Below are 16,540 nucleotides of genomic sequence, written 5' to 3' on the forward strand. Positions count from 1 at the left end.
CGGCAGCACCTCGGTCGTGGTCACCGAGGACAGCTCCGGGCAGCCGCTGGGGGTGTGCGACGTGTCCAGCCTCGTCGCGGCGCTGCGACCCATCGACGAGGCGCCCGTGGTCCCGGCCGCCGAGGAGGCGCCTGTCGCGGGTCCGGACACCAACGAGCCCGCGCGGCCTCGCCGGCGACGGCTCGGGCTTCTGGTGCGCCCGGTCCTGTTGATCGTCACCCTGCTGACGCTCTTCCTGATCGTGCGTGCGCATCCGCTCGACTCGATCGAACAGCGTTTTCTCAACGCCGGCGAGATCTTCACCGAACTGGGCGCGCACCTGCGGCTCACCGCGATCTCGACGGCGTGCACCATCGCGATCGCCCTCCCGCTCGGCATCCTGCTCACCCGCGCCGGCGCCCGCTGGGCCAGGCCGATCGGGCTGGGGCTGGGCAATCTCGGCCAGGCGATCCCGTCGATCGGGCTCGTCGTGCTGCTCGCGCTCTGGATCGGCACGGGCACCGCGACGGCGGTGACGGCACTCGTCGTCTACGCGACCTTGCCGGTGCTGCGCAACACGATCGTCGGGCTCGACGGCGTCGACCCGACCCTCGTCGACGCCGCGCGAGGCATGGGAATGGGCAAGACGGCCATCCTGTGGCGGATCGAACTGCCGCTCGCGGTCCCGGTGATCCTCGCCGGGATCCGGACCGCGCTGGTGCTCACCGTCGCGAGCGCGACGCTGGCGACGTTCATCGACGGCGGCGGACTCGGCGGCGGGCTCGTCGCCGGAATCGGGCTGTACCGCCCGATGCTGAGCTTGACCTTCGGCGTCATCGTCGCCGTACTGGCGCTCTTCGTCGACTGGCTGGGGCTGGTCGCCGAAGAGATTTTGCACCCGCGCGGCATGTAGCTCGACCGACCTCAAGGAGGACCAACCCATGCGGATGCTCCAGCGCACGACCGCCGCGGTGCTCGCGCTCGTCACGGCGGCGGCGCTCTCGGCAGGCTGCACGATCGGCAAGGACGAGACTGGCGCCCAGGTGGGCGCGGGATCCATCAAGAAGATCGACGCGCTGAACGGCGCCCAGATCCGGGTCAGCTCCAAGGAGTTCGACGAGCAGCTGCTACTCGGCCAGATCGCCATCGTCGCACTGCAGGCGGCCGGGGCGAGCCCGCAGGACAAGACCAACATCACCGGATCGAGCAACGTCCGCCAGGCGCTCACCAGCGGCGCGGTCGACCTTTACTGGGAATACACCGGCACCGCCTGGATCAGCTACCTCAACCAGACCAAGCCGATCAGCGACCCGCAGGCGCAGTACGACGCGGTCAAACAAGCCGATATCGCCAACGGCGTCACCTGGTGGGCACGCTCGCCGGCGAACGACACCTACGCCCTCGCCGGCAACCCGGCGACACTGGCCCGGACCGGCGTCAAGACGCTGTCCGACTACGCGGCCCTGGTGAAGCGCGACCCGGCCGCGGCCTCGACCTGTATGGGCCCGGAGTTCAAGAGCCGGGACGACGGATTCCCCGGCCTGGCGAAGACCTACGGGTTCACCCTGCCCGACCCGCAGGTGCACCTGCTCAACGACGCCGTCGTCTACCCGAGCATCGGCAAGGGGGAGCCGTGCGGTTTCGGCTCGGTCGCCTCCACCGACGGACGCGTTGCCGCGCAGCAGCTCACCGTGCTCGAGGACGACAAGCACTTCTTCCCGACGTACAACCCCGCGATCACGATCGCCACCCCGCTCGCCCAGAAATACCCGCAGCTGGAGCAGGTCTTCACGCCGATCGCCGCGAAGCTGGACACCGCGACGCTCACGGATCTGAACAAGAAGGTCAGCGTCGACGGCCAGAAGCCCGCCACGGTCGCCCACGATTGGCTCAAGGCCGGGGGTTTCATCAGCTGAACCGTTGACATTCCGATTTCCAGCCCGCGATGCGTATGGACCAGCTCGCCGCGGATGACGAAGCTGCAACCCGGGCCATGGCACGGGCCGGGCGGGGTGCCCGGCCCGTGCGTGCCGTCAGGCCAAGCGGACCTGGAAGACGGCGACCCGGGCGTCATGCCCGTCCACGCGCATGTCCACGGTCTTGGTGTCGATGAACTGCTCCTGGACGACGCCGTTGCCTGCCAGCCAGTTGATGCGGTCGATCCCCGTGCCGAAGCAACGGCGCTCCGCTTCCAGACCGGTGGCCTTGTAGTAGTTCGGGTTGTTGACATCCGCGGTCCAGAAGACCAGCCGCCCGACGTTGTGGTGCGCGAGCACGCGACTGGCGTGGATCCTCTTGTGCTCGTTCCACTCGTCACGCAGGTCGGCGCGCTGGTCGCCGTTGTACGCGTTCGCGATGTAGTGCGAGTTGATCAGCGCGAACTGGAGCGTCGGGTGGCTCTGGTGCCGCACCACGACCTCGTTGATCCAGCGCGGCGGGGTCACCCCGGTGATGCCGCCGTGTACATACGTGGTCTTCGAGCTCGCCACCTCCCACGGCTGCGGGATCGAGATCGGGATCCGGAACGACGAGTTGTGCCGCAGGAACGCGTTGTTGTAGAGGGGCCCGAAGTAGTGGTCGATCATCGCGGGCTCACCGGTGTCGCCCTCGTTGATCTCCTGCCAGCCGACCAGAGGCCGCACCAGGGGGTCACAGTTGCGGACGGCGTCGATCGCGGCCTCGCGCGCCCCGAGGTTGTCGCGGCCGACGTTGGCGGTGACGATCGGCAGGCGGATCCATCCCGTCGCGGCGGAAGCCGTGCCGGTACCGGCGGCCATGACGCCGAGCGCGGCACCACCACCGAGAGCGAGCGCCTTGCGTCTGTTGAGCATTCCGGACAAAGCAGATTCCCTTCTCGCGCTGTCGCTGCGGGACACAGCCCGTCAAAGTGTCACAGAATGCGGAGCGATTGTGACCCCCGCGCGCCAAAACTGCCGCTTCCCGGTCAGTGGCATCGGGGCGGAACACGCGGGCGTAGGCTTTCGGGGATGCGGATCGGCGAGCTGTCCAAACGCACGGGCGTGAGTCCGCGCTCCCTGCGGTACTACGAAGAGCAAGGCCTGCTGACCAGTTCACGTTCCGGCGCGGGGCAGCGCCACTATTCCGACGCCGAAGTTCAGCGAGTGTCGCTCATCCGGCAACTGTTCGACGCGGGTTTGTCCAGCCAGATGATCGCGACCGTGCTGCCGTGCGTGGACATCCCCGACGACCTCGGCGTCGCCGAGGAGACGTTCACGGCGATGATGCGCCGGCGCGACCGGATCGACGCCGACATCGCGCACCTGATCGAAACCCGGGACGCCCTCGACCTGTTGATCGAAGCCAACAGCAAGCACAGGGAGAAACTGTCCCACGCCTCGCGGCTGTGACCCGCACCTCAGCCGCTTGCCCCTTACACCGATGTCAGCGGTGAGGATGACGTCAGCGCCCGGGACCACCGGGCCGGTCATCCAGGAGGCGGCGGAAAATGGGACAGGCATGGGGTTTCGGCGAGCATGGCGGCCCCGAGGTGCAGGAGTTCTTCGATCGTCCCGATCCCGTCCCCGGCCGCGGTGAGGTCCTTATCCGGATCGACGTCGCCGGCGTGAACCCCCTCGATCACGCGGTGCGCTCGGGTCTGGTCCCCGGGCTCGACGGTGGGCGTCCGTTCCCCCGCGTGCTGGGCATGGAGGCGGCCGGAACCGTGCTCGCCCTGGGCGAGGACGTCGACGGGCTCGACGTGGGTGACGCGGTATTCGGCTTCGCCCTCACCGGCGGCGGTACTTATGCCGAGACGACGGTGCTGTCCGCGCCGAACACCGCGCGTATCCCGGTGGGCCTGTCCGCGACCGTGGCGGCGACGCTGCCGGTGGCCGGGACGACCGCGGTGGACGTGCTCGACCAGCTCGGTCTCCCGGCGGGTGCCACGGTCCTGGTCAACGGTGTCGGAGGCGGCGTCGGCCTCGCTGTCTCCGGGCTGGCCATCGGGCGGGAACTACGGGTGATCGGCACCGGGAGCACCGCCAAACGCGAGCACGCCGAAGCCATCGGGGTGCGGTTCATCGACTACACCGCCGAGGACGTCGTCGCGGTGGCCCGCGAGCTGGTTCCGGACGGTTTCGACGGGATCGTCGATCTGGCCGGGGGCACCTCGCTGCGGACGGTCGCTCCACTGGCCCGGGAGTCCCGCAACGTCATCTCCGTGGGTGACATGTCGGTGCCCGACCTCGGTGGCCGATTCGTCGAGAGGCGCCTCGACCGGGCGAACCTGGAGCGGGCCGCCCGGCTGGCCCTCGACGGCGTCCTCACACCCGTGATCACCGCGATCCACCCGCTCTCCGACGCCCCCGCCGCCCTCGCCACCGTCGAGAACGGTCACGCCTCGGGCAAAGTGGTCATCAAGGTGGCATGACGGAAGCCTTGCCGCCGGCAACCGTCCATAGTGGACTTTCGAGGATCGCCTCGGTCGTCCGACCCAGGTCTGAACGCGCCCAACACGGCGAATCTCGCGTAATCGCGTGAGCAGCCTGATGTACTGGTCGAGCATGTGCTCGCCGCGACTCGACGTCAGGAGAAACGATGCGCAACAAGACCATGGAACAGCTGTCCATCCTGGTCGGGACGTGGCGGACGACGCTGAGCGACGCCTGGTTCCTGGAACCGGCCGGTCAGGAGGTGCCGGGTTCGGCGACTGTCGAGTGGCTCGGTGATGCATTCGTGGTTCTACGCTGGACCATGGGCGACGAAGACGGCCAAGCCGGGAGCGAGCTGACCCTCGTTCTCGGCCGCAGCGACAGCCGCGACGCCTATACGGCCCTCTACCACGACGAACGAGGTGTCTGCCGGGTCTTCGCCATGACCTTCGACGGCACCCGCTGGATCCTGAATCGCGAAGACCCCGACATGTACCAACGCTTCGTCGCCGACGTCGAACCCGACCGGATCGCCGGACGCTGGGAAGCCTCCGAAGACCGCGGATCGACCTGGCGCAAGGACTACGACCTCGTCTTCGAGCGAATCGGCTGAAGAGCCCCGATCCGGCGGCAGCGCCCTGGTGGCGAGTCGGCTGTAGGGTCAGCCGGCAAGGAATCGACGGATCTCGGCGCTGAGCGCCGGCCAGTCCTCGCCCAGCCAGATGAAGTGGCTGGCAGCGGCGCTCTCGACGAGCCTGCTGTCGCGGATGGTGGCGGCGAGTGCCTCGGCATGGGTGAAGGGCACCGAACCATCGTTCCGGCTGGCGAGCACCAACGTCGGCTGCGTGACCTCACCGCAGGTCTTCCCGTTTTCGCCGAGGTCGTTGAGGAATCCGTGGCCGGACCCCATTCCGGCGAACAGGCTGAGCAACATCTCGCGGTTCGCGGGCGAAAGGTTCGTCAAGGCTTGACGGGCGGGTCGGGTGGAGAGGTCGCTCAGCAGGGTACGCAGGCCGACGTCTGGGGCGGTGCGCATGAGTGCGCGCACCGCTGACCACGTAAGGCGCTCGGTGGTGGAACCGAACGCGAGACGAGCGCCGATACGGGTTCGGCGGTCCGGCCACGGCAGTGGGCCGACCGCGCTTTGGAGGACGACTCGCTCCACCAGGTCAGGATGGCGCGCGGCCATCGCCATCGCGGTCGGACCGCCGGCCGAGATACCGACGACGGCCGCGACGCGGTCGATACCGAGGTGCGCGCACAACGACCGGGTGACGTCCGCGAACCCACCGGTCGTCTTGCCGGTCGAGAGCGGAGTACGCCCGTAGCCCGGTCGAGAGGGCACGAGCACCGAGTAATCGTCATCGGCGAAGGTGTCTTCGCCGAGCGCGAGCCCGGCGTTCATGTGGCCGCCGTGGAATATCACCACCGCGGGACCGGTCCGTCGTTCGAACCTGTACTCGACCACTCCGCCGTGCAACTCGGCGATGGTGGTGTGAAGGTGAGCCTCGGTCATGCGGGCATGATGGCTCATCGGTACTCGACGACGCGATCAGGCAACTCCTGTTACCGCGCGCGGGGCCGGATGGTGGCGCCCAGGGGAGTGCGTCGGGCCGCCCGCAATGGGTGGCGGTCAGCGCACCGCGGCCGACGGCGCGGACAGTGTGAAGACGTCCGGCTCCGGGGTCGCGCAGCAGCCACTGGCGGCCGGTGCGTCGTCCGGCTCGTCGAACAGGCCCGCGCCGCCGCAGACGCCGGTCTCGGCCATGCGCAGTTCGACCCGCGCGGCCGCTTCATGGTCGCCGGCCAGCTGGGCGGCGATACTGCGAACCTGCTCGTACCCGGTCATCGCCAGGAACGTCGGTGCCCGGCCGTAACTCTTCATCCCCGCCAGGTAGAAGTCCTTCTCCGGATGCGCGAGTTCCTTGGCGCCGTGGGGATACACGGTTCCGCACGAGTGGACGTTCGGGTCGATCAGCGGCGCGAGAGCGACCGGCGCCTGCAGTGTCGGATCCAGCTCCAGCCGGATCTCCGACAGCCAGGTCAGGTCGGGCCGGAAACCGGACAAGGTCACGACCTCGTCGACCTGCTCGATCCGCTGCCCGTCGGCGGAGATCAGGGTCAGCCGTCCCTCGGTGCCGCGTTCGACCGCCTCGGTGCGGAACCCGGTCATCACCGTGATCAGCCCGGATTCCACGGCTTCCCGGGCACGCAGGCCGAGAGCGCCCCGCGCGGGAAGCTGATCGGCCTCACCGCCGCCGAAGGTGTTGCCGACCGCGCCGCGGCGCAGCACCCAGCTGATCCGCGTGCCGTCCTTCGCGAGGCCGGACAAGGCGACCAGCGCGGTCAGTGCCGAATGTCCGCTCCCGGCGACCACCACGTGCTTGCCCGAATACCGCGCCCGCACCGCCTCGTCGCCCAGATTCGGGACCCGGTAAGCGATCCGCTTCGCCGCCGCACGCTCACCGACGGCGGGGAGACCTTCACCGCCGAGCGGGTTGGGCGTCGACCACGTGCCGGACGCGTCGATCACGGCCCGCGCCGCGATCCACTCCTCCGCGCCGTCGGCGGCGCGGACGTGCACGGTGAACGGCTCGTCGTCACGGCCGCTGTCCACGACCCGGTCTCGTCCCCGGCGGGCGACGCCGATCACCTCGGCGCCGAAGCGGACCCGGTCACCGAGCGCCGCCGCCAGCGGTCGCAGATACAGGCCGGCCCAGTCGGAGCCCGTCGGGTACGCCTCGCCGTCCGGCCGGGTCCAGCCGGTCGTCTCCAGCAGCCGTCCGGCCGCGGGGGCGACGAGTTCGGACCACGGCGAGAACAACCGCACGTGATGCCACGCCGCCACGTCCGAACCCGCTTGCGCGCCCCGCTCCAGGACCAGCGGCTTGAAACCCCGCTCCACCAGCTCGGAGGCGGCCGCCAGCCCCACCGGCCCGGCCCCGATCACCACGACGGGCAGCTCGTTCATCCCCATGCACCTTTCATCGATCCATCTCGATTGAAGCGATGTGAGGGACTGTATCGACGCGGGTCGATTGACGCAACCATCGATTCTGGTCGATACTGTTTGGCATGACGACGGTCGTTCCCCTCGCCGGTCTCCTGCCCGAACGCGAAGCCGCGACGTACGCCGGGTGGTTCGCCTGCTTGGCCGAGCCGACGCGGGTGAAACTGCTGCACGCGGTCGCGACCGCGCCGCGCGGTCTCACCGTGGGTGCGCTGACCGAGATCCTCGGGACCAGCCAGTCGACGTGCTCGCATCACGTCCGGAAGCTGGCCGATGTGGGTTTCGTGCATCTGCGCAAAGAGGGCACCGCGACGGTCGTGACGATCAACCAGGCGTGCTGTAGTGGACTCCCGCACGCGGCCGACGCGGTCATGGGCCTGCTCGCCCCGCGACCCTGCTGCCCGGACAACCTGCCTGACGACGTGCTCCTTCGCGCCCAACGCGATGACGACTGGACCGCGGTGCGCCGGATCTACGCCGAAGGTTTGGCCACCGGACTCGCCACCTTCGAAACCGAAGTCCCGACGCGGAAGGCTCTCGACGCGAAATGGCTGACCGGGCATCGCTGGGTCGCCGAAATCGACGGCGAGGTCGTCGGCTGGACCGCCGCCATCCCGGTCTCACCGCGCGAGTGCTACCAGGGTGTCGCCGAGACATCGGTCTATGTCGCCGAAAGCCACTGCGGCCGCGGCGTGGGCAAAGCGCTGCTCTTCAAACAGGTCACCGAAGCCGACGCCGCCGGGCTCTGGACCCTGCAGACCTCGATCTTCACCGACAACCGCGCCGGCATCGCCTTGCACCACAGCGCCGGCTACCGCACCGTCGGCATCCGCGAGCGCATCGCCCAACGCGACGGCGTCTGGCACGACACCGTTTTCCTCGAACGCCGCAGGTCCGACTAGCTAGATACCTCGTACCTCGGCACCCGCAGGGCCAGGTTTGTTAGTTGAGGGCTGAGGCACGACTGACGAAAATCGACGACGATCAAGTGCCGAAACGCGGCAACGTCCGATCTCGGAGCAGAACGCTCGCGCCTGGCATATCCATGGGAGGCGCTATGTGGCACCGCGGCGTGCCGTGAAGGCGGCCTTCCGGCAGGCGGGGCTCTCTGGCAGCATTCCGGGTCAGGGTCAAGCTGGTCTGGGAGGTTCCGGGATGGTCGTCCGCCATGTTCTGTCCGGTGTGGGTGCGCTGGGCGTGTCCGCCGTATTGCTGACCGCCACGGCCGGCAGCGCGAACGCGCATCCGTCCGCCGACCGTGCCATCTGGTCGGCACCGACGGTGCCGATCCCGGTCGCCATCCACGATCTGAAACCCCGTGTTTGCTACAACGTCCATGGCCTGCTCGGGGAGAAGGCCGACTACCTGGCGAACCGGACCAAGTCGTCGGCGCTCAACCTGTTCTCCGAGCCCAACTGCGGCGGCGGCCTGTTCATCGACGCCATCTTCCCGCCGGACAATTCCGGGAGCCGGTCGGAGTCCCACAAGAACTACTACAGCTTCAACGTGTCCCCGCTGTCGGGCGGCGGCGGAGTTTGATGCGCGACCGGCGAGTGCGGTGCGGCCCGTCGGCGGGTGAGGTATGAGGTCAGGGCCTTGACGGCGCCCTGTCGCTCAGTCCACTAAGGACGGACACATTAAGGCGTGCCGCAGGTGGTCGTCCGGCCGAGCAGGCTGAACGGGACGCCTTCGAGGTAGGCGCGGCAGGCCGGGTCGATGAGCGCGCAGACCTCTTCGACGGCCCCGCGCGCCGCACCGGATCCGCACTCTCACGGCACAGAGCGGTCACGGGGCGCTCCTCAGACGGCAGTGCCCAAGGCCAAAGTAGCGATGGCCAGGAGGAGAAACGGGTATTGCAGGCCAAAGGAGTAGTCGCGTGCTCTCAAGTGGGTCACGATGGCCGCACCGAAGAAGAGAACGAGACCGGCCGCGGCGGCGATGGCGATCGTCGGTATCCAGAAACCGATGAGCAGCCCCAGTGCGGCCACTGCCTTGGGGACTCCCAGCCAGGGCATCCACCGCCGAGGCACGCCGACCGTGTCCATGGCGACGCCGACATGTTCCCACCGCACGAAGTCGGCACCGGCCGAAAACAGGCAGTACGCGATGGTCGTTACGGCGAAGATGACGTAGACAATAGTCATGGGCCACGGCTCCAGGGGTCTCAGCCAATAGGGCGCTTCCGCCTCTATGACGGATGAGCCGGTTCAGAGGTAACAGCGACGACGATCTACTTCAAGGCTTCCTGAGTGCACAAGGAAGTCCTCGGTGTGATCGTGGGCCTGACGTTCCTCTTCGGTTTCGGCAACGTCCTGGCCTTCGGTCTTCGGCTCGGCGTATCCGGTCGGGTCGCTCCCTTGGTCGCGCCCGCTGTAGACCTGTCGGTGCTAGCTCTGCTGGGTGCGTCTCGGCCCGGTGCCCGGTATCGGTGACGACCACGAGCCGCCCGCCGCTCACCGTGCTCGATCCCCGCGCGCAGTCGACGCGGACGTCGAAGCCGCCGGGTCGCGACCTCCATCCACAATGGAGCGTCGTCGGCACACCGGCCCAGTCCAGACGAGCCGCTCCGCCGACGTCCACCGCGATTCCCTGAGCCCGGTCCTTGACGGCTCTCGTCGACGTTTGCGACCGGCTGGGTGTCGGGGCCGCCGTAGTGCTCGCCGAAATCTGGCGAATACAGAGGGCTTCGGCCGTGTCGTCGATGCGGGCGGCGGGGCGCTGCATCGACGGTGGGCTCGCCTGGCCCGGTTGGCTACAGCCGTGCCTGGCTCGCGGCGATTCCCTCCCGGAAGTCGTCCTCGCTGGCGCTGCTCCGCCGCGAGAGCGTGCCCGCGACCTCGCCACCTCGGCCGTGCTCCTGGTGTAGCCGGATGGGCATATCCGAGGAGTCTTATCCCCTTGTCCCGGCCGGGAGATGCTCTGTGCCACCACGGGAGGAGGCGCCATGACGAAGGGAGAGTGGTCAGGAGTGACCAGTCACAGCCACGTCGGAACGGCGGTGCGGCTCAACCGGCTTTCCCGCTTTCGCGACGGACGTTTTCTCTTCATCCCCCTGGACCATTCTGTCTCGGATGGTCCGATCGCCGACGCGGCCCCCTTCCGTGATCTGGTGCGGTCACTGATCGCCGGCGGCGCCGACGCGCTGGTCGTACACCGGGGGAGGGCACGGTCGCTGCCGCCCTCGCTGCTGGCGGAGTGCCCGGTGATCATGCATATGAGCGCGAGCACCGCCCAAGGCCGCGATCCGGACGAAAAGGTGCTGGTCGCCGACGTCGAGGACGCCGTCCGGCTGGGGGCCGACGCGGTGAGCGTGCACGTCAACATCGGCTCGGACACCGAGGCGGCCCAGCTCGCCGATCTGGGTGCGGTGGCGGCGCGCTGCGATCAGTGGGGCCTGCCGCTGTTGGCGATGATCTACCCCCGCGGCCCCCGGGTGGACAACCCGCACGAGGTCACGCTCCTGCGCCATGTCGTCAACATCGCCGCCGACCTTGGCGCCGACCTGGTCAAGACGACCTGGTGCGACCCGGCCGAGGAGATGGCCGCGGTGGTAGCCGGCAGCCCCATCCCGGTCCTGGTGGCAGGCGGCCCTGGCCGCGGCGCCGACCTGGTTGCCTACGGGCAGGCGGCGATGGCGGCCGGGTGCAGTGGCCTGGCGATCGGCCGCCGGGTCTTCCAGCACCCGCAGCCGGGCGTGATGGTCCGGCGGCTCGCCGAGGTGGTGCATCAGGACATGGGCAATTCCCTTACCGATCCGCTACGAGCATTGGCAGGTTCTTCGTGAAATTCGCATGGATCGATCTTCGTTCGCTGACCGGACAGCGGCGTGACGCCGTGGTGGACGCCGCGGTGCACGCCCGGGTGGACGCGGTGGTCGACGACAAGCCCGACGTGCTGGCCACCCTGCCGCCGACAGTGCGGAAGGTACTGGTGGGCCCGATGCCCGCCGACACGGGCTCTGTGGTGGTCGAACACAACCCGGTCGCCGACGTGCTCGTCTGTGAGATCAGCTCGACCGCGGAGCTGGACCGGCTGAAGTCCTTGCGTGGCACGGCCGAACAGCAGCTCGGCGCGTATGTCTACATCACCGACGACGCCTCGCTGCAGCTGGCCTGCGCGGCAGCCATGGTCCTGCCCTACACCGTGGTCCGCTTCCGTGACCCCACCAAGATCCCGCTGGAGATCGTGATCGCCGCGGCCGACAAGAGCCCCGGTGTGCTCATCTGCGCGGCCGAGGACGTGGCCGAGGCCGAGATCATCCTGGACGTGCTGGAGAAGGGCTCCGAAGGCGTGCTGCTCGCGTCGGGCGAGGTCGAAGAGGTCTTCGCGTTGGAACGCTTGCTGCGTAGCGAAACCCCGCAGCTCGCCCTGACCAAGCTGACGGTCGAGTCGATCGAGCACAGCGGTCTCGGCGACCGGGTCTGCGTGGACACCTGCACCCATTTCGAGAAGGACGAAGGCATCCTGGTCGGTTCGTACGCGCACGGTTTCATCTTGTGTGCCAGCGAAACCCACCCGCTGCCCTATATGCCGACCCGGCCGTTCCGGGTCAACGCGGGCGCGCTGCACTCGTACGCGGTCGGTCTGGACAACCGCACCAACTACCTCAGCGAGCTGCAAGCCGGAAGCACTGTGCTGGCGGTCGCCGCGGACGGGCGGACCCGGCGCGTCGTGGTGGGCCGGGTGAAGCTGGAATCCCGCCCGCTGCTCACCATCAAAACGGTGTCCGAGGACGGCCACTCGGTGAGCCTGATCGTGCAGGACGACTGGCATGTCCGCGTGCTGGGTCCGGGCGGCGCCGTGCTCAACGTGACCGAGCTGAAACCAGGCGACCACGTGCTCGGCTATCTCGCCACCGACAAGCGTCACGTCGGCTGGCCAGTCGGCGAGTTCTGCATCGAGAAGTAGGCGCCACGCGGGGGATGGGACGATCGTGGATACCGAACACTGGTGGGGATCTCCGCTGCTGAACCGCTGGCCTTCCGACGCCGTCTGGGCGTCCGGCAGCCGGGACGTGTCGTACGGCGAGCTGCGCGAGCGGGTGGCGCAACTGGTCAACGTGTTCGGTATCGCGGGTATCGGGCCGGGCAGCACGGTGGTGTTGCGGCTGTTGCCCAGCCTGACCCTGTTGTGGGCGCTGTTCGCGCTGTGGTCGCGGGGAGCACAGGTGATCCTGGTCGATCCGCGGCTGACCCGCGAGCAGGTCGGCAGGCTGGTGGAGTTCTGCCAGCCGCAGCACCATCTCAGCTCGGGCGGGGCGAATTCCGCGATCGTGCCGTTCCACTCCGAGTGCGAGGTCGTCATCGAGCCGCGCCGCAAGGGGCTGCCGGCGCAGACGGAGCACTGCCTGGTGCAGCTCACCTCCGGAACCACCGGCAAGCCGAGGGTGGTGGCTCGAACCGCCGAGTCCCTGCTGGACGAGATCGACCGATTCGGTGGCATCCCGCACATGCCCCGACGCGGTGAGCGGCTCCTCCTGCTCAGCTCACTGGTGCATCCGTTCGGCCTGGTCGGCGGTGTCCTGCACGCGATGCGGGCAGGCGTGGGGCTGGTTTTCGGGCAGAGCTACCGGCCTGACGAGATCCTCCGGACCCTGTCCACTTCGGCGGCCGAGGCGGTGTTCGGCACGCCGTGGCATTTGTCGCTGCTCAACCGGGTCGAGCAGGTGCCGGAGCTGCCGGGGTTCCGGCTCGCGGTGTCCAGCGGGGAGATCCTGCCTCCTCGGCTGTCCGACCAGTTCGAGCGACGCTTCGGCGTGCGCATCGGCCAGGCGTACGGCACCACCGAGGTCGGCATCATCGCCGCCGATCTGGCCGGGAACTGGCCACCGCCATCGGTGGGCAGGCCCGCCCCCGGGGTGGACATCCAGCTGCACGACGGTGAGCTCTGGGTCCGTACGGCACAAACCCCGTACCTGCGGAACCTGCTGGACGCGGGAGCGGACGCAACACCGTCCCGCTATGCCGACGGGTGGCTGAACACCCACGACAGGTGCGATTTCGACCCGGCCACCGGTGTGCTGCGGCTGCACGGCCGCGGCGATTCCACCGTCTCCGTCGGAATCGGCGAGATGCACCTGAGCCAGATCGAGGCGAAGCTGCGGACCCACGCCGAGGTCGCCGAGGTGGTCGTGGTCGCCGAACCGGCGCTGGAGCTCCACATCGGCACGGCGGGCGCGGTCAGTGAAGCGGAGCTGGCCCGCTGGTGCAGTGACCACATCGGACTGCACATCTCGCCGGACGACGTCTACCTGGTTCCGGAGATCCCCCGTACCCACAACGGAAAACTGGTCCGAAGCAGGGAAATGCTCTATGCCGCCTACGCTTCGCGATCCCGGTTCCGCCGCTGGCACGCCGCCCGACGCCGGGCGCGGACCGCATCACCCGACAGCACCGAGCGAACCAGTCCATCAGGGCTTGAGGAGTGACACCAACGATGGCCACCTACATCTGTCTCACCCGCGAAGGAGCCGAGGAGTCCGATCTTCGTGAACTGGCCGACCGGATCACCGCGTTGGGCGGCACGCTGGAGACCCGTTCCGCAGGCGGGCGCACCTTGCTGATCACCAAGGCGGATTCCGCGGTCGTGCTCGAAGCCGAGCTGACCCGCAGCGCCCAGGTGGCCAGGATCTTCGACGGCGACCGGCCCCATCCACTCGCGGGTCGCGAGGCCTGTCCGGAGCGGACCGTCGTGGACATCGGCGGAGTGCGGATCGGTGGCGGTCGGCCGGTGCTGATCGCCGGCCCCTGCTCCGCGGAAAACCCTGATGTGCTGATGGAGGCCGCCGCGGCGGTCAAGGCCTCGGGTGCGTCGATGCTGCGAGTCGGCATCTTCAAACCGCGGACCTCGCCGTACAGCTACCAGGGGCTCGGCCGCGACGGCCTGTCCGCGCTGCGGGACGCCCGCCAGGAGTTCGGTCTCCCGATCGTAAGCGAGGTGATGAGCGTCCGTGATCTGGACGCGGTCGCCGATTCGGTGGATCTGATGCAGGTGGGCGCCCGCAACATGCAGAACTACTCGCTGCTGGTCGAGATCGGCCGCACCGGGAGGCCGGTGCTGCTCAAACGCGGAATGGCGGCCACTGTGGCGGATTGGCTCAACGCTGCCGAATACCTGCTCGCCTACGGTTGCCGTGACGTGGTCCTGTGCGAGCGGGGCATCCGGACCTTCGAGCGCACCACTCGGTTCACCCTGGACCTCAATGCGGTCCCGGTGGTGAAGGAGCTGTCGCATCTGCCGGTGATCGTCGACCCCAGCCACGGCACCGGAGCCAGCCGCTATGTCGCGCCGATGTCCGCCGCGGCGATCGCGGCGGGCGCCGACGGGCTGATCGTCGAGGTCCACCCCCGCCCGGACGAAGCGCTTTCGGACGGCGACCAGTCGCTGGACTTCGAGCAGTTCCACGCACTCAGCGCCCATGTCGGCAGGATCGCCGGCGCGCTGGACACCGGACTGGCTGCCGCTCCCGAGTCGCTCATGGCCGGTTCTCTGCCCACCAGGAACAGCAGGGCCCATGACTGAGACGGTTTCTCCCGAGTCCTTCGTTGACAGTGACGTGGCCGGGCTCGTCCTGGACGGCGACTCGCTGACGATCGAGGACGTGGTGCGGATCGCGCGGGCGGGGGAGCTGCCGGTGCCGGTGGACATCGACCCCGTCGCCGTGTCCGGGATGGACGCCTCAGTCCGGCTCAAACAGAAGCTCATCGACAAGGAGATCCCGATCTACGGGGTCACCACCGGGTTCGGCGACAGCTGCATCCGGCAGATCTCCCCGGACAAGGCGCCGGAACTACAGCGGAACCTCGTGCTGTACCACCTCAACGGGGTGGGGCCGATCGCGTCCGCCGACGTGGTCAGGGCGACCATGCTGATCCGCGCCAACTGCCTGGTCCGCGGGCCGTCGGCGATCCGCCCGCACACCGTGCGGTCGTTGCTCGGGCTGCTCTCCGCCGACGTGGTGCCCGCCATTCCGGAACGCGGCTCGCTCGGCGCCAGCGGTGATCTGGTCCCGCTCTGCTACGTGGCGGCCGCCTTGATCGGAGAAGGGGAGGTGCGTCACCGCGGCCGGACCCGCCCCGCGCTGGACGCGCTGGCGGATGCCGGTGTCGCCCCGGTCGAACTCGCGGCCAAGGAAGGTTTGGCCCTGGTGAACGGAACCGCGTTCACCTCCGCCTTCGCGACACTGGCGTTGTGGGACGCGCGGGAGATCGCCTTCGCGGCGGATGTGGCGACCGCGATGACCTGTGAGGCGCTCGGCGGCAGCGCCTCACACTTCCATCCTTTCTTGCACCGGGCGAAACCACATCCGGGTCAGCGCACCAGCGCGGCCCTGATCCGCGAGCTGCTCGACGGGTCCGCGCTCACCACCGACTACCGGCAGATCGTGTCGGAGGAGGAAGCGCTGGACGGCCGTGGTTTCACCGAGCTCCGGGCCCGGATCCAGGACAAGTACTCGGTCCGGTGCGCACCTCATGTGACGGGAATGCTCCGCGACACCCTGGAGTGGGCGGATCGCTGGATCGAGATCGAGATCAATTCGTCCACCGACAACCCGCTGTTCGACGAGGAGAACGAAGAGGTACACAACGGCGGGAACTTCTACGCGGGGCATGTCGGGCAGGCCATGGACAGCCTGAAGATCGCCGTGGCGAACGTCGCCGATCTGCTGGACCGGCAGCTGGCACTGGTCGTGGACGAGAAGTTCAACGGCGGGCTGCCGCCGAACCTGGTGCGGCCCAGGGAGGCCGCCGACCACGACGCCGGGCTGCACCACGGTTTCAAGGGTATGCAGATCGCGGCCTCGGCGGTGACCGCCGAGGCGCTGAAAACCACCTCGGCGGCGACCGCGTTCTCCCGGTCCACCGAGGCGCACAACCAGGACAAGGTCAGCATGGGCACGATCGCGGCACGGGACGCCCGCACCGTGGTCGAGCTGACCAGGGACGTGGCCGCCATCCATCTGCTGGCGCTGGCGCAGGCGATCGAGCTGCGCGGGGTGCGCCTCGCCTCGACCGCGAGCCGCCGGGTGCACGAGCTGATACGTGCGCAGGCACCGTTCGTCGATCGGGACCGGCGGATGGACGGCGACATCCGCCGGGTCGCCGAGCTGATCCGATCCGGCGCGCTGCGAGCCGTCGCCGCCGGACAACCGAGCGAATAG

Annotated in this window: 18 protein-coding genes and 1 pseudogene; 14 read left to right on the forward strand and 5 right to left on the reverse strand. The window is 68.7% G+C overall.

Annotation, left to right across the window (positions count from 1 at the left end; translation table 11 throughout):
- Positions 1-373: 373 nt before the first annotated feature.
- A pseudogene (locus tag H4W30_RS44830) lies at positions 374-892 on the forward strand (ABC transporter permease); the annotation flags it as partial.
- 28 nt (positions 893-920) lie between these two features.
- Positions 921-1,895 (forward strand): glycine betaine ABC transporter substrate-binding protein, encoded by a 975-nt coding sequence (locus H4W30_RS06590; protein ID WP_192741953.1) that lies wholly within the window; start codon positions 921-923, stop codon positions 1,893-1,895.
- A gap of 117 nt (positions 1,896-2,012) precedes the next feature.
- Here H4W30_RS06590 and H4W30_RS06595 read toward each other — a convergent pair whose 3' ends face one another.
- The gene (locus H4W30_RS06595; protein ID WP_225948797.1) at positions 2,013-2,810 is read right to left on the reverse strand and encodes a hypothetical protein; all 798 of its coding nucleotides are present in this window, start codon (positions 2,808-2,810) and stop codon (positions 2,013-2,015) included.
- A 156-nt stretch (positions 2,811-2,966) separates the two neighbouring features.
- On the opposite strand from H4W30_RS06595, the gene H4W30_RS06600 reads away from it, so the two are divergent.
- From H4W30_RS06600 to H4W30_RS06610, 3 genes are all read left to right on the forward strand, one after another.
- A complete protein-coding gene (locus tag H4W30_RS06600; RefSeq protein WP_192741955.1) occupies positions 2,967-3,347 on the forward strand; it encodes a MerR family transcriptional regulator in 381 nt (126 codons plus the stop codon).
- Between the two features lie 98 nt (positions 3,348-3,445).
- On the forward strand, positions 3,446-4,369 hold the full coding sequence (locus H4W30_RS06605) for an NADP-dependent oxidoreductase (protein ID WP_192741956.1): 924 nt from the start codon (positions 3,446-3,448) through the stop codon (positions 4,367-4,369).
- 167 nt (positions 4,370-4,536) lie between these two features.
- Complete coding sequence (locus tag H4W30_RS06610) at positions 4,537-4,983, forward strand: hypothetical protein (RefSeq protein WP_192741957.1); 447 nt, start codon at positions 4,537-4,539, stop codon at positions 4,981-4,983.
- Between the two features lie 48 nt (positions 4,984-5,031).
- Here H4W30_RS06610 and H4W30_RS06615 read toward each other — a convergent pair whose 3' ends face one another.
- Complete coding sequence (locus H4W30_RS06615; protein WP_192741958.1) at positions 5,032-5,886, reverse strand: alpha/beta fold hydrolase; 855 nt, start codon at positions 5,884-5,886, stop codon at positions 5,032-5,034.
- 117 nt (positions 5,887-6,003) lie between these two features.
- Positions 6,004-7,341, reverse strand: a complete 1,338-nt coding sequence (locus H4W30_RS06620; RefSeq protein WP_192741959.1) for an FAD-dependent oxidoreductase — start codon at positions 7,339-7,341, stop codon at positions 6,004-6,006.
- Positions 7,342-7,445: 104 nt separating this feature from the next.
- Here H4W30_RS06620 and H4W30_RS06625 point away from each other — a divergent pair, with 104 nt between their 5' ends.
- Positions 7,446-8,282, forward strand: a complete 837-nt coding sequence (locus H4W30_RS06625) for a helix-turn-helix domain-containing GNAT family N-acetyltransferase (RefSeq protein WP_192741960.1) — start codon at positions 7,446-7,448, stop codon at positions 8,280-8,282.
- A gap of 253 nt (positions 8,283-8,535) precedes the next feature.
- Complete coding sequence (locus H4W30_RS06630) at positions 8,536-8,919, forward strand: hypothetical protein (protein ID WP_192741961.1); 384 nt, start codon at positions 8,536-8,538, stop codon at positions 8,917-8,919.
- 260 nt (positions 8,920-9,179) lie between these two features.
- Here the strand turns inward: H4W30_RS06630 and H4W30_RS06635 are convergent, their stop codons facing one another.
- Positions 9,180-9,524: a DoxX family protein gene (locus H4W30_RS06635; protein WP_192741962.1), complete on the reverse strand. Its 345-nt coding sequence runs from the start codon at positions 9,522-9,524 to the stop codon at positions 9,180-9,182.
- Positions 9,525-9,629: 105 nt separating this feature from the next.
- On the opposite strand from H4W30_RS06635, the gene H4W30_RS06640 reads away from it, so the two are divergent.
- Positions 9,630-9,812: a hypothetical protein gene (locus H4W30_RS06640; RefSeq protein WP_192741963.1), complete on the forward strand. Its 183-nt coding sequence runs from the start codon at positions 9,630-9,632 to the stop codon at positions 9,810-9,812.
- A complete protein-coding gene (locus H4W30_RS06645) occupies positions 9,809-9,973 on the forward strand; it encodes a hypothetical protein (RefSeq protein WP_192741964.1) in 165 nt (54 codons plus the stop codon). The genes H4W30_RS06640 and H4W30_RS06645 overlap by 4 nt, the downstream gene beginning before the upstream one ends.
- A gap of 159 nt (positions 9,974-10,132) precedes the next feature.
- Here H4W30_RS06645 and H4W30_RS44130 read toward each other — a convergent pair whose 3' ends face one another.
- Positions 10,133-10,258: a hypothetical protein gene (locus H4W30_RS44130; RefSeq protein WP_264082807.1), complete on the reverse strand. Its 126-nt coding sequence runs from the start codon at positions 10,256-10,258 to the stop codon at positions 10,133-10,135.
- 90 nt (positions 10,259-10,348) lie between these two features.
- On the opposite strand from H4W30_RS44130, the gene H4W30_RS06650 reads away from it, so the two are divergent.
- The 5 genes from H4W30_RS06650 to H4W30_RS06670 are packed head-to-tail and all read left to right on the forward strand — an operon-like array spanning position 10,349 to position 16,540.
- Positions 10,349-11,164, forward strand: a complete 816-nt coding sequence (locus H4W30_RS06650) for a 2-amino-3,7-dideoxy-D-threo-hept-6-ulosonate synthase (protein ID WP_318780546.1) — start codon at positions 10,349-10,351, stop codon at positions 11,162-11,164.
- Complete coding sequence (locus tag H4W30_RS06655) at positions 11,161-12,288, forward strand: 3-dehydroquinate synthase II family protein (RefSeq protein WP_192741966.1); 1,128 nt, start codon at positions 11,161-11,163, stop codon at positions 12,286-12,288. Before H4W30_RS06650 ends, H4W30_RS06655 begins: the two co-directional genes overlap by 4 nt.
- Positions 12,289-12,313: 25 nt before the next feature.
- Positions 12,314-13,807 (forward strand): class I adenylate-forming enzyme family protein, encoded by a 1,494-nt coding sequence (locus H4W30_RS06660; RefSeq protein ID WP_192741967.1) that lies wholly within the window; start codon positions 12,314-12,316, stop codon positions 13,805-13,807.
- Between the two features lie 8 nt (positions 13,808-13,815).
- Positions 13,816-14,901, forward strand: coding sequence for a 3-deoxy-7-phosphoheptulonate synthase (gene aroF, locus H4W30_RS06665; RefSeq protein WP_192741968.1), 1,086 nt, complete (start codon positions 13,816-13,818; stop codon positions 14,899-14,901).
- Positions 14,894-16,540, forward strand: a complete 1,647-nt coding sequence (locus tag H4W30_RS06670) for an HAL/PAL/TAL family ammonia-lyase (RefSeq protein ID WP_192741969.1) — start codon at positions 14,894-14,896, stop codon at positions 16,538-16,540. The genes aroF and H4W30_RS06670 overlap by 8 nt, the downstream gene beginning before the upstream one ends.

Origin of the sequence: Amycolatopsis roodepoortensis, from assembly GCF_014873915.1 — a bacterium.
GTDB lineage: Bacteria > Actinomycetota > Actinomycetes > Mycobacteriales > Pseudonocardiaceae > Amycolatopsis > Amycolatopsis roodepoortensis.